Below are 13,593 nucleotides of genomic sequence, written 5' to 3' on the forward strand. Positions count from 1 at the left end.
AACCAAATGAAAAAAATCAACCTCCCTTTGCTGCAATTGTTTATAGCTACTTTTATGTTATGTAATTCCATGATGGCCCAAGAAAAAAACACATCCCTTGATAGAAAATGGTGGAAAGAAGCTGTTGTGTATCAAATTTATCCAAGAAGTTTCAAAGATTCTAACGGTGATGGCATCGGTGATCTACAAGGTATTATCACGAAACTTGATTATATTAAAAGCTTAGGAGTTGACGTGATTTGGCTGAATCCTATTTACAGTTCTCCCAACGCCGATAATGGTTACGACATCTCCGATTATCAAAATATTATGAAAGAATTTGGCACTATGCAAGACTTTGATGCCCTACTAAAAGGGCTACATCAAAGAGGTATAAAACTTGTCATGGATTTGGTCGTCAATCACAGTAGCGACGAACACCGATGGTTTCAAGAAAGTCGCAAATCCAGAGACAACCCTTACCGAGAGTACTATCATTGGTGGCCTGCCGAAAAGGGAAAACCAGCTTTTCGTCCTGGAGCTTTCGAAGCAGATGGAAGTGGCTGGCGTTACGACAAAACAACCAATTCCTATTACCTACACTATTTCAATTTCAAACAACCGGATTTAAATTGGGAAAATCCAAAAGTCAGACAAGAAATATATACTATGATGCGTTGGTGGCTAGACAAAGGCATCGACGGTTTTAGAATGGATGTTATTCCATTTATTTCTAAAGACACTAACTTTCCAGTAATCACTCAAGAAGAATTAAACAAAAACTACCAAGGTCGTTGGGATGTATATATGGCTAGTGGTCCGCATTTGCACGAATATCTTCAAGAAATGAACCGTGAAGTGTTGAGCAAATACGATTGTATGTCTTTAGCAGAAGGCGCGGGAATGTTGACTTCAACTGCTTTAAATTTCGTAGATGTCGATAGAAAAGAATTGAATATGGGCTATCATTTTGAAGGTACTAATCTGGGTTATATTCCTGGTTATTTTAAAAAAATGGGTCCTTTTTCGTTAGTTGATTTCAAAAAAATCTATTCTGATTGGGATGCGGTTTATCAAACCAAAGGCTGGGGTACCATTTATTTAGGGAATCACGACCAACCCAGAATGACTTCTCGATGGGGAAATGACTCAAGTGACTATCAATCCGTTTCTTCTAAACTCTTGACCACTTTCTTACTGTCCATGAGAGGTACTCCCTACTATTATAACGGAGATGAAATCGGAATGGTTAATGCTAAATTTGAAAAAATAGAAGACTACAGGGATATCGAAATTTTAGCCGAATATGAAAAAGTAAAAAATGCTGGAGGTAACTTAGATCAATTTATTGAAGATCAAAAAACCGGCGGCGCTAGAGATAATGGCAGAACGCCTTTTCAATGGGATAGTTCCACTAATGCTGGCTTTACCACAGGTACTCCGTGGCTAAATATCAATAAAAATTACCCCAATAATAATGCGGAGATACAAGAGCAAGATCCTGAATCAGTATTGCACTATTTTAGAAAAATGGTTCAATTACGCAAAAATAATCCCGTACTTATTTATGGAAAATACACCCTTTTGGATAAAGACAACCCCAATGTATATGCCTATACAAGAGAATTAAATGGCCAAAAAATGTTAATTGTTTTAAATTTTAGTGCTCAAAAAGCCATTGCTAAAACGGGAATTAATCTTTCCAAAGCTAAAATAATAATGCATAACTATGCCGTTCCATCAAAATCAAACGAACTTAAACCTTACGAAGCGATAATTTACCAAATTCAAAAATAAAGTACCATGAAATCAATCTTTCAATTCCTTATTTTTTCAACCCTCCTACAGCTTTTAAGTCCTCAATTAAAAGCTCAAACCAATACATCAGACCTATCAAAAATAGACAAAAAATGGTGGAAAGAAGCGATCATCTACCAACTTTACCCTCGCAGTTTTCAGGACAGTAACGGAGATGGAGTGGGCGATTTAAAAGGGATTACACAAAGACTAGACTATCTGCAAAGTCTAGGCATTGATGCGATATGGATTAACCCTATCTGTGCGTCTCCAAACGATGATAATGGTTACGACATTAGTGACTACAAAGCAATCATGAAAGAAATGGGTACTATGGCAGATTTTGACGAAATGCTTGCCGGTATGAAAAAAAGAAATATCAAACTCATTATGGATTTAGTCCTAAATCATAGTAGCGACGAGCATCAATGGTTTGTGGAAGCTAAAAAATCAAGAGACAACAAATACCGAAATTATTACCATTGGTGGCCTGCTGAAAAGGGAACACCGCCCAAACGCCATAGCATTTTTGACGAAAACTCAGATGCATGGCGCTTTGAGCCCAATACTAACAGCTATTATCTTCATTACTTCAGCCGAAAACAACCCGATTTGAATTGGGAAAATTCTCAATTGCGACAAGAAATGTACGATATCATGAAATTTTGGCTCGACAAAGGCGTGAGTGGATTTCGATTAGACGCCTTCCCTTTTATTGCCAAAGACACCAATTGGCCAATTATGCCAGCTGATTTCACCAACGAACAATTTGTACGATATTACGGTGCCGACTCAAAATTACATGACTATTTACGCGAAATGAACGAGGCACTATTAAGCAAATACAATGAGGTCTATACCGTTGGAGAAGGTGGCGTCATTCCATTTCAAAAAGTAATGGATTTTGTAGATGAAGATCGAAAAGAGATCAACACCCTTTATCATGACGAAATTGGAAATATATGGGGTAGAGACGCTTTTGATGTTGGCCCATACCAAGTGGGTAGAAATAACGTTCTCGGAATGAAAGAAATAGTTAGCAAATGGGACAAAAAAATGCAAGATAAAGGCTGGAATACCGTGTTTTTTACCAATCACGATCAAAGCAGAGCCGTGAGCCGCTATGGTAATGACAGCCCTGAATTTAGGGAACCTAGTGCTAAAATGCTCTACACTTTTTTATTAACCCAAAGAGCAACGCCTTATATCTACAACGGCGATGAAATCGGGATGACCAACATCCGATTTAAAACAGTAAACGAATACAACGACCTACAAACCCGAAACCTCTATTACCAATTACTAAAAATCAGCGATGCTAAAGCGGCGGAATATTTAATCAATCAACAAGAATTAAGTCGCGACAATAGCCGCACTCCTATGCAATGGAATGCAACAAAAAATGCAGGTTTCACCACTGGAAATCCTTGGCTAACTATCAATAAAAACTACACCACAGTCAATGTTGAAGCCAACATCAAAGACAAAAACTCTATATTGAATTATGCCAAAAAACTAGCCAAAATCAGAAAAGAGAATCCTATTTTTGTCTATGGTAAATTAGAAATAGTTGACCCAACTAATCCTGATGTTTTTGCTTATACAAGAGAATTAAATGGCAAAAAAATTATTGTTTTGTTGAATTTTACATCAAAAACAACGACGATTAGCACACCTTTATTAGCCCAAAAAACAACACAATGGATTGGGAATTACCCCACTCCTTTTCAAAAAGAGTTACGCCCTTATGAGTCCGTAATTTTAAAAGTAAATTAAAAAATACATCCTATGAGTCTCGATAACAGCACAATAATTTCGCCAACTTTAGACACAAAATGGTGGAAAGAAGCCGTGATTTATCAAATTTATCCTAGAAGTTTTAAGGACAGTAATGGGGATGGTATTGGAGATTTACAAGGTTTAATTTCAAAATTAGATTATCTAAAAAGTCTAGGAATTGATGCCATTTGGCTCAATCCGATATTTGAATCTCCAAATGATGACAATGGCTATGATGTGAGTAACTATCGTGCTATTTTAGCTGATTTTGGAACTATGGAAGATTTTGACATCCTCCTAAAAGGACTAAAAGAAAGAGGTATTAAACTCATTTTGGACTTGGTATTCAATCATAGTAGCGATGAACACTTTTGGTTTCAAGAGAGCAGAAAATCAAGAGACAATCCTTATCGCGATTATTATTATTGGTGGCCCGCAGAAAAAGGAACACCTCCTTACCGATGGAGTTGGTTTGACGTTGAAAGCAATGCTTGGAAATATGACGCTACAACCGACGCGTATTATCTTCATTATTTCTCTGTAAAACAACCCGATTTAAATTGGAACGATCCAAAAGTACGAGAGGAATTGTATGCTATTATGCGTTTTTGGCTCGATAAAGGGATCGATGGCTTTAGAATGGATGCCTTTCAGTTTATTTCAAAAGACCCTTCATTTCCCGAACTTCCAAATGATATTTTAGGCAACATTCCCGAAATTATGAAGTATTATGGAAGAGGCCCCTATTTGCATGACTATATTCAAGAAATGCACGAAAAAGTATTACAGCATTATGATGTAATGACCGTATCAGAAGGAGCAGGTGGTTCTCCCGAAGAAGCCCTATTATTTGTAGATCCCGAACGAAAAGAATTGAGTATGGCTTATCATCTTGAAGGAGTCGAAATTGGCAAGCATCTGATGAACTACGGTCTAGTAAACTACAAAAAACTCTATACACGATGGGATGAAGCCTTTAAAACCAAAGGCTGGCTTGCTATCTTTTTAGCCAATCATGATCAACCCAGAATGGTGAGTAAATTTGGCAATGATAGTAGTGAATTCAGTGCTATTTGTTCTAAAATGCTAACTACTTTTGTGTTAACCATGCGAGGCACACCTTACTATTTCCAAGGCGATGAACTTGGAATGGTCAATATTCGATTCGATTCCATATCCGAGTATACTGATATTGATACGATCAACAAATATGAATACATTAAAAGTAAAAAGGGTAATTTAGCCGCATTTATAGAAGAACAAAAAGAAACTGCTAGAGAAAATTCTCGAACACCATTTCAATGGAACGCAGGTCCCAATGCTGGGTTTACTGAAGGAAAACCCTGGCTGAAAGTACATCCCAACCATACCACAATCAATGCTGAAATTCAAGAAAAAGATACTAACTCTACCTTGCATTATTTTAAAACACTGATACAATTACGAAAAAAAGAACCTACACTCATTTATGGCAATTATACATTATTGGACATAGAAAATAAAAACATTTACGCTTTTTTAAGAACTTATAATGATCGAAAAATTTTGATTTTATTGAATTTTACCGCGGAAGAAGCTATGTATTCCATCCCATTTTCAATACTAGGAACGTCCGTAATGCTTTCAAATTACGCTACAACAATAATTGAAAACACTTTCCTAAGAGCATATGAAGCCATAATCGTACCTATCGTGAAATAACTAAAAAAAATACTGTCAAAAATTCAATCAAAACCTGTAGTGTTCTCAAAGTTTCAACTTTATAAACATGTTTTAACTAGTGGGACGAATATTTCTGTTTTTTTAAAATGACATAATTACCAAATAAAAAGGGTTTAATATTGAGATAAAAACAAAAGAATCTCAAATTAATAAAGAATTCCTAATCAACTTCTGACATCTTTGCTACTAAAACTTCACACCCCATTTATAAAACTCTAAAAACAAATATTTTATAAAAAAAATTACAGATTTTATACTTATATTGTGTTACAATCAATGAAGCTACTATCCATAATTTAGCAAGACTTGAAACCGAAACACAAGCTAAAACCATGAAAGAAATTACTCTTAAAGAAATTGCTTCCACACTGAACATCTCAATAACGACTGTGTCTAAGGCCCTTAAAAACTATCCTGACGTTAGTGAAAAAACAAAAAAAGCAGTTTTGGAATTAGCTAAAGATTTGCATTATACGCCCAATAGTTTTGCTGTAAATTTAAGAACTAAAGAATCCAAAACTATAGGATTAATAATACCTGAAGTAATGCATCATTTTTTTTCAAACGTGATCAATGCTATCATAGATGAAGCTGAAAAAAACGGGTATTTAGTAATCATATTACAGTCTAATGAATCGGTAGAATTAGAACAAAAGCAAGTCGAGTTACTGATAAATAAAAGAGTAGATGGCATAATCATGTCACTTTCTAACGAATCGAATTTTGATGATCACATTAAGGAAATCATCAAAAGAAAAATTCCTTTTGTAATGTTTGACAAAATATCCAAGTTAGCCAATTGTTCAAAAGTCTTGATAGATGATCAAAAAGCAGCTATGAGTGCTACCCAACATTTAATCGACCAAGGTTGTAAAAAAATTGCTCACATTCGAGGGCCACTAAACCCACAAAATTCCATAGATCGCTATATTGGCTATAAAAAAACATTAGATAAAAATCAAATCCCTTATGATTCTAAATTGGTCTATACTTGCGAAAACGTAACGTTTCAGGAAGGTTCAGATTTTGCCAAACAAATCATAGCAGAACATCCAGATGTCGATGGCGTTTTTGCTGTAACGGATCTGGTAGCCGTTGGGGTTTTATCATATTTTAATGATCACCAAATAAAAGTACCCCAACAAATTGCTGTAATAGGTTTTAGCAATTGGTTTATTTCACAAGTTTTAACCCCAAAATTAAGTACGATCGACCAACCCAGTCACCAAATGGGAATAGCTGCTTTCCATCTTTTATTAGAAGAAATGCAAGCTCACAAAGAAAATATCCCCTTTACTCCAAAGACGTTGATACTTGAAACAAGTGTAATAGAGAGAGAATCTAGTAGAAAATCATAAGTTGTGCTCAATATTACGTTTAAGTCCATTCCATTTGCTACGTTTCAATGGAGAATTTTTAAAAACAGCATTAAAAGTCTCAGAGGTAATTTCCTCCCAATCCTTTTTGCTCCATTCTAACATCTCTGGGTTAGGATTAAATAAAGGTTCTTGATGCGATTTCGAAAATCGATTCCATGGACAAACGTCTTGACAAACATCACAACCAAAAATCCAATCATCAAATTTTCCTTTAAATTCTGACGGTATATTTTCTTTTAATTCAATTGTAAAATAAGAAATGCATTTACTACCGTCAACTACGTAGGGAGCTACAATAGCCTGAGTTGGACAAGCATCAAGACAAGCTGTACAGGAACCACAATGATCTGTTGTAGCATTATCATTTTCTAAATCGAGATCAACAATCAACTCTGCAATAAAGTAAAAAGAACCCACCTTTTGAGTGATTAAATTACTGTTTTTCCCAATCCACCCTAAACCGCTTTTAGCTGCCCAAGCTTTATCTAAAACAGGAGCAGAATCCACAAATGCCCTTCCTGAAACATCACCAATTTCAGTTTGCATCGAAGATAATAGTTCTTTTAATTTCTCTTTAATAACAAAATGATAATCTTGCCCAAAGGCATATTTAGAAATCTTATAAGAATCTGGATGTTGCTCTTCAGAAGGATAATAATTCAACAACAAAGATATTACACTCTTAGCTCCATCAACTAACAAAGTAGGATCAAGTCTTTTGTCAAAATGATTCTCCATATAAGTCATTTGGCCATTCATTTGTTGACTTAACCAATTTTCTAATCTAGGAGCTTCTTTCTCTAAAAAACCAGCTTTAGATATTCCACAAGAAAGAAAGCCGAGTCTTTTCGATTCGGCTTTAATAAATTGCGTATATTTTTCTTTGTTGTTAATCAAAACTAAAATAATCCTCCTTGAATATTCGTTCTCACTTTACCAAGATGCTGATATGCTTTCTCAGTTACCTCTCTTCCACGTGGGGTTCGCATGATAAAACCTTCTTGAATTAAAAAAGGTTCATATACTTCTTCAATCGTTTCACTACTTTCTGAAACAGCAGTGGCCAAAGTAGACAAACCAACAGGACCGCCTTTAAACTTATCAATAATCGTCGTCAAAATTTTGTTGTCCATTTCATCCAATCCATGAGCATCTACATGTAAAGCTTTCAAAGCAAAACGAGCAATCTCGATATCAATAGTACCATTGCCTTTAATTTGAGCAAAATCACGAACCCTACGCAACAATGCATTCGCAATACGCGGAGTACCTCTACTTCTACCAGCAATTTCGATTGCTGCTTCCATTGTGATTGGCATTTTGAAAATAGAAGCACTTCGTTCCACAATAGTGGTTAACAATTCGGTAGAATAGTATTGTAATCGAGAAGAAATACCAAAACGAGCACGCATTGGCGCTGTAAGTAAACCGGAGCGAGTTGTAGCTCCAATTAAAGTAAACGGATTTAAATTAATTTGAACCGTTCTCGCATTTGGCCCAGATTCAATCATGATGTCAATCTTAAAATCCTCCATAGCTGAATAAAGATATTCTTCAACTATCGGACTCAAACGATGAATTTCGTCAATAAAAAGCACATCCCTTTCTTCTAAATTGGTAAGTAAGCCCGCCAAATCGCCTGGTTTATCCAGTACAGGTCCAGAAGTTATTTTTATACCTACCTGCAATTCATTAGCTAAAATATTAGCTAAAGTGGTCTTCCCTAATCCAGGAGGCCCATGAAAAAGAGCATGATCTAATGCTTCATTACGCTGATTGGCAGCAGCCACAAAAACTTTAAGATTTTCCAAAACTTGATCTTGACCCGAAAAGTCATCAAAACTCAGCGGTCTTAATCTCTTTTCTAAATCGAGCTCTTCAGAGTTATAATTGGTATTCGTTGGATCTAAATTTTCATTCATTGGATAAAGGTAAAAAAAAGAAGCCTCAATAAAAAAGCCTTTCCAAAAGAAAGGCTTTTTTAACTATAATCTTATTTGTTTAGTGATGTAAAACTTCTTCACCAACCTTCATCGGTACATTTTGAGGAACAAAATCTTCCTCGTGACCTGGCTTACTGTAATCATATGGCCATCTGTGCACTTCTGGAATTTCTCCTGGCCAGTTACCGTGTATGTGTTCTACTGGAGCTGTCCACTCTAAAGTGTTTGATTTCCATGGATTTTGTTCAGCTTTCTTACCGTAAAATATACTTGAGAAGAAATTATACAAGAACACCAATTGAAAAGCACCTCCTACTAAAGCAAAAGTAGTAATCAAAACATTTACATTTTGTAAATCATCAAAAAGTGGAAAGTTTGTGTTAGTATAATAACGTCTTGGTAAACCAGCTAATCCAATAAAATGCATCGGAAAAAATACTCCATAAGCACAAACCGCTGTTACCCAAAAGTGAACATAACCCAAATTCTTATTCAACATTCTACCAAACATTCTTGGAAACCAATGATAAACACCCGCAAACATACCGTACAAAGCCGATATACCCATTACTAAGTGAAAGTGAGCTACTACGAAATACGTATCGTGAACATTAATATCTAAGGTACTATCTCCAAGAATAATTCCAGTTAAACCACCTGTAATAAAAGTTGAAACTAATCCAATTGAAAACAACATCGCTGGATTCAATTGTAAATTACCTTTCCAAAGAGTAGTAATGTAGTTGAATGCTTTTACTGCCGATGGAATTGCAATCAATAAAGTTGTGAATGTAAATACAGACCCTAAGAAAGGATTCATTCCAGAAATAAACATATGGTGCCCCCAAACAATCGTTGACAAGAAAGCAATAGCCAAAATAGACATAATCATCGCTCTGTAGCCAAAAATTGGTTTACGAGAATTCGTTGCAATAATTTCTGAAGTAATCCCTAACGCAGGTAATAATACGATGTAAACCTCAGGGTGACCTAAGAACCAGAATAAATGTTCAAAAAGTACCGGTGAACCTCCTTGATAATGTAAAACTTCACCAGCAATATAAATATCAGATAAGAAGAAAGAAGTACCAAAACTTCTATCAAAAATCAACAATAAAGCCGCTGAAAGTAAAACAGGGAAAGAAATAATACCAATAATAGCCGTTACAAAGAAAGCCCAGATTGTAAGAGGCAATCTTGTCATAGACATTCCTTTTGTTCTTAAGTTGATTACTGTTACCACATAATTCAAAGATCCCATCAATGATGAAGCAATGAAAATAGCCATTGAAACCAACCACAATGTCATACCGGTACCTGAACCAGGTATTGCTTGTGGTAAAGCACTTAATGGAGGATAAATTGTCCAACCTGAAGAAGCAGGTCCAGCTTCAACGAAAAGTGAACAAATCATAATTACACTTGATAAGAAAAATAGCCAATATGAAACCATATTCATAAATCCAGAAGCCATATCTCTTGCACCAATTTGAAGTGGAATTAATAAATTACTAAATGTACCACTCAAACCAGCCGTCAATACAAAGAATACCATAATGGTACCATGAATTGTAACTAAAGCTAAATAAATATCATTAGCCATAACTCCTTCTGGAGCAAATTTATCCCCTAATAAAATATTGAAAATCTTAAAAGATTCTTCTGGCCAAGCCAATTGCATTCTAAAAAGCAATGACATTCCAACACCAATTATCCCCATCACAATACCGGTAATCAAGTATTGTTTTGCAATCATTTTGTGGTCAATACTAAAAATATATTTAGTAATGAATGTATCCTTATGGTGGTGTTCGTGTTCGTGATCGTGTCCGTGATCGTGACCTTCTGCTGACATATATATACTTTTAAATATTCTTAAATAATTATTTCATAGCTACTTTTGCAGCAGCTGGTTCTTTTGGTAAACTCAAACTATCAGTACCTGTAGCACCATCAACAGCCGTAGGTGTCTCTTTTGAAGCTTTGTATTCTTTCACTAAAGCTACCTTATCGCTCAACCATTTTTTATAATCTTCAGGGGTATCAACTACCACCTTCATTTGCATGTTATAATGTGAAGCACCACATATTTTATTACACAATAATAAATAATCAAAGGTATAAGGATCTAAGGCCGTTCCACCTTTAGCTACTAATTCAACACTTTTCTTGGAACGTAACTCATTAATATGAGAAACTTTCTCAATCATAAAAGGTAAATCTCTATATTCAGCAGTAGTATAAGTAGGTGTAAAACCAAACTCAGTAACCATTCCTGGAACACAATTCATTTGCGCTCTAAAGTGTGGCATATAAGCGGAATGCAGTACATCTTGAGATCGCATTTTAAATAGTATTTTTTTTCCTTTTGGTATATGAATTTCTGTCGCTAAGAAATCATCCGCAGCATTCTTGTCAGATAAATCCATACCCACTGAGTTAACTCCATCGATTAAGCGAACATTAGCTTTTCCAAGAACTTGATCTGCTCCTGCATATCTGGCAGTCCATTTGAATTGTTGGGCATACAGCTCAATAACAACTGTGTCTTCATCTTCATCTATAAACATAATGTTTGTCCAAGCATACAAACCATACAAAATTAGACCAGCTAAAACAACGGCTGGTATCACACTCCAAACCACTTCTAATTTGTTATTATCTGCAAAATAAAGAGCCTTTTTCTCCTTATTACCTCTATACTTGAAAGCAAAATAATGTAACAAAACTTGTGTAATGGCCTGAACCGTAAAAATTAAAACCCAAGTGATGTTCATCAAACTATCCACTGTATCACCGTGCTCCGATGCGGGTGTATGTAACGGTAAGTCACCCCATTTTAATAAACCATAAATAGTGAAAATATAAATGAAGGCTAAAAAACCAAACATCAAATATCCTTGCACATTGTTATCATTATCCGTCGCTACTTGTGAATCATCTTTTTTCGAACCTACTTGCGTAAGATCAAAAATCTTAGTTAATTGCCAAAGCGCTACAGCTAATAAACCTAAAACTATAATTACCAACAAACTTGTCATCTGTTCTTTTGTTTAAATATTAATAATGAAAGTGTTTGCTTTCCTCAATAAAAGGATTTCTCTTAGGCAACAATGGTGCTTTAGTAAGTGCGGTAAATACCACATAAATAAATAAACCAAGGAAAAACAAAACCGAAGCAATCTCAGGAATTCCAATAAACCATTGGTCACCCACTGTTCCAGGCATAATCATATTGAAAAAATCAACATAATGACCTAATAAAATAACCGTACCAGCCATCACCAAAACCCAAGTAATTCTTTTAAAATCAGTATTAATTAAAATTAAAACTGGAAATAAGAAATTCATAGCTACAGCTCCAAAAAATGGTAAATTAAAATCTTGAATTCTTGTTACAAAATAAGTAACCTCCTCTGGTATATTAGCATACCAAATTAGCATAAATTGAGAAAACCATAAGTACGTCCAAAACACACTAATTCCGAACATGAATTTAGCTAAATCATGAATATGACTTGTATTTACTTGCTCTAAATATCCTTTTGATTTTAAGTAAAGAGTAATCATACAAATAGTAGTAATTCCACTCACAAAGAAACTTGCAAAAACATACCATCCGAACAAGGTACTAAACCAATGAGGGTCAATTGACATGATCCAATCCCAGGACATAATAGATTCAGTTACGATAAAGAAAACTAGAAATCCAGCGGATAATTTGAAATTCTTTTTGTAAAAAGTATTATCATCAGCATCATCTTGCGCTAAACAATTCTTTCTTGAAAAATATCTGTAGGCATTCCAACCTAATAAAAAGATACCTGCTCTAATAATCCAAAAAGGAAAATTTAAATAGCCAGATTTTGTTTGAATCATTTTATCATGAGCTACAACTTCTGGATCTAACCAAATGAATAAATGATTAAAGTGCAAACCACACAACACCAAAATTATGAAGAAGATAACCGAACCTACTGGTAAATAAGCCGTAATACCTTGCATTACTCTGAATAAAACCGGAGACCATCCCGCCTGTGCCACTTGTTGAATAGCATAGAAAGCTAAAGTTCCTAATGACAACAACATAAAAAAGATACAAGCAACATAAACTGCAGCCCATGGCTTATTACTCAATTGGTGCAATACATGCTCCAAATGTTCTTTATGTTCAACTTCTGCTTTTACTTCATGGAATTTACCAGAAGGAGTAGACGCTTCACCATGAGCCTCATGAGCTTTTCCTGCTACAGCAGGAGTAGCTTCGCCGTGGTTTCCATGAGCATCAGCAGCTAGAAGTGCTTCTACTTCTTGAATATCTTTTGGTGCACTATAAAAACCATATCCAATACCTAAAAGACCAACAGCCATTAGAATAAGCGAAAAAGTTTTTAATTTACTTGAAAATGTATACATATCTAATACGATCAGTTTGTTCAACAATTATAATTCGCTTTTTAGTTTTAGAACATAGTCTACTACTAACCAACGTTCGTGAGCACTCAATTGATTGGCATGAGAACCCATAGAATTTAATCCGTAAGTAATCACATGAAATACGCTGCCTTCAGTAATTTGACGGTCAGCATAACTTGGCACCCCAAGGAACTTCTCTCTTTCTACTAATTTACCTTTTCCATTACCACTAGCACCATGACAGCTAATGCAATAAATTTCAAAAAGTGCCTTCCCTTTTTCTGAATTTCTTTCTAAAGAATCTAAAGGAGATTTCAAATTAGCTTTTGCTAATTCATAACCTGCAGTTGAGTTTTCGTATTCATATACTTCAAATCCTCTCTTAAGTGATCCTTTTGCAGGTAATTGACCTTCTTTACCATCTTTAAAAGCTTTAGATTCGGAATATGTTTCGTAACCTACCGACTCATACATGTTTGGAAAATACTGATAGTTTGGTGCCAATTTATCATGACATGACGACACTAACATAGTAATACCAGCCAAAAGTGTTAATTTATATATACTTCTCATAGCTA

Annotated in this window: 10 protein-coding genes; 4 read left to right on the plus strand and 6 right to left on the minus strand. The window is 35.1% G+C overall.

Translation table 11 applies throughout. The features are described from left to right. The first annotated feature begins 6 nt into the window (after nt 1-6). From ACSVH7_RS10290 to ACSVH7_RS10305, 4 genes are all read left to right on the plus strand, one after another. Nucleotides 7-1,776 carry a glycoside hydrolase family 13 protein gene (locus ACSVH7_RS10290; RefSeq protein WP_438066606.1) on the plus strand — a complete coding sequence of 590 codons (1,770 nt, stop codon included), beginning with the start codon at nt 7-9 and terminating at the stop codon, nt 1,774-1,776. A gap of 6 nt (nt 1,777-1,782) precedes the next feature. Further along, the gene (locus ACSVH7_RS10295) at nt 1,783-3,552 is read left to right on the plus strand and encodes a glycoside hydrolase family 13 protein (protein ID WP_438066607.1); all 1,770 of its coding nucleotides are present in this window, start codon (nt 1,783-1,785) and stop codon (nt 3,550-3,552) included. 12 nt (nt 3,553-3,564) lie between these two features. Next, nucleotides 3,565-5,256, plus strand: a complete 1,692-nt coding sequence (locus ACSVH7_RS10300) for a glycoside hydrolase family 13 protein (RefSeq protein ID WP_438066608.1) — start codon at nt 3,565-3,567, stop codon at nt 5,254-5,256. Nucleotides 5,257-5,609: 353 nt separating this feature from the next. Beyond that, a complete protein-coding gene (locus ACSVH7_RS10305) occupies nt 5,610-6,635 on the plus strand; it encodes a LacI family DNA-binding transcriptional regulator (RefSeq protein WP_438066609.1) in 1,026 nt (341 codons plus the stop codon). Here the strand turns inward: ACSVH7_RS10305 and queG are convergent. The 6 genes from queG to ACSVH7_RS10335 all read right to left on the minus strand — a co-directional run bounded on the left by queG (nt 6,630) and on the right by ACSVH7_RS10335 (nt 13,588). Next, nucleotides 6,630-7,553 (minus strand): tRNA epoxyqueuosine(34) reductase QueG, encoded by a 924-nt coding sequence (queG, locus tag ACSVH7_RS10310; protein ID WP_438066610.1) that lies wholly within the window; start codon nt 7,551-7,553, stop codon nt 6,630-6,632. The two genes, ACSVH7_RS10305 and queG, sit on opposite strands and share 6 nt — an antisense overlap. Before the next feature lie 2 nt (nt 7,554-7,555). After that, complete coding sequence (ruvB, locus tag ACSVH7_RS10315) at nt 7,556-8,578, minus strand: Holliday junction branch migration DNA helicase RuvB (protein WP_438066611.1); 1,023 nt, start codon at nt 8,576-8,578, stop codon at nt 7,556-7,558. Between the two features lie 79 nt (nt 8,579-8,657). Beyond that, nucleotides 8,658-10,454 (minus strand): cytochrome c oxidase subunit I, encoded by a 1,797-nt coding sequence (locus ACSVH7_RS10320; RefSeq protein ID WP_438066612.1) that lies wholly within the window; start codon nt 10,452-10,454, stop codon nt 8,658-8,660. A 28-nt stretch (nt 10,455-10,482) separates the two neighbouring features. Next, nucleotides 10,483-11,640, minus strand: coding sequence for a cytochrome c oxidase subunit II (locus ACSVH7_RS10325; protein ID WP_438066613.1), 1,158 nt, complete (start codon nt 11,638-11,640; stop codon nt 10,483-10,485). A 19-nt stretch (nt 11,641-11,659) separates the two neighbouring features. After that, on the minus strand, nt 11,660-13,015 hold the full coding sequence (locus ACSVH7_RS10330; RefSeq protein ID WP_438066614.1) for a quinol:cytochrome C oxidoreductase: 1,356 nt from the start codon (nt 13,013-13,015) through the stop codon (nt 11,660-11,662). Between the two features lie 27 nt (nt 13,016-13,042). Further along, on the minus strand, nt 13,043-13,588 hold the full coding sequence (locus ACSVH7_RS10335; protein ID WP_438066615.1) for a c-type cytochrome: 546 nt from the start codon (nt 13,586-13,588) through the stop codon (nt 13,043-13,045). Between the last annotated feature and the right edge of the window lie 5 nt (nt 13,589-13,593).

Origin of the sequence: Flavobacterium sp. TSSA_36 (genome assembly GCF_051547165.1) — a bacterium.
Classification (GTDB): Bacteria; Bacteroidota; Bacteroidia; order Flavobacteriales; family Flavobacteriaceae; genus Flavobacterium.

Bases quoted from the DNA above. Each gene is read 5' to 3' on its own strand.
- ACSVH7_RS10300 (WP_438066608.1), top strand. From the start codon at position 3,565: ATGAGTCTCGATAACAGCACAATAATTTCGCCAACTTTAGACACAAAA.
- ACSVH7_RS10335 (WP_438066615.1), bottom strand. From the start codon at position 13,588: ATGAGAAGTATATATAAATTAACACTTTTGGCTGGTATTACTATGTTA.
- ACSVH7_RS10290 (WP_438066606.1), top strand. From the start codon at position 7: ATGAAAAAAATCAACCTCCCTTTGCTGCAATTGTTTATAGCTACTTTT.
- ruvB (WP_438066611.1), bottom strand. From the start codon at position 8,578: ATGAATGAAAATTTAGATCCAACGAATACCAATTATAACTCTGAAGAG.
- ACSVH7_RS10320 (WP_438066612.1), bottom strand. From the start codon at position 10,454: ATGTCAGCAGAAGGTCACGATCACGGACACGATCACGAACACGAACAC.
- ACSVH7_RS10295 (WP_438066607.1), top strand. From the start codon at position 1,783: ATGAAATCAATCTTTCAATTCCTTATTTTTTCAACCCTCCTACAGCTT.
- ACSVH7_RS10325 (WP_438066613.1), bottom strand. From the start codon at position 11,640: ATGACAAGTTTGTTGGTAATTATAGTTTTAGGTTTATTAGCTGTAGCG.
- ACSVH7_RS10330 (WP_438066614.1), bottom strand. From the start codon at position 13,015: ATGTATACATTTTCAAGTAAATTAAAAACTTTTTCGCTTATTCTAATG.
- ACSVH7_RS10305 (WP_438066609.1), top strand. From the start codon at position 5,610: ATGAAAGAAATTACTCTTAAAGAAATTGCTTCCACACTGAACATCTCA.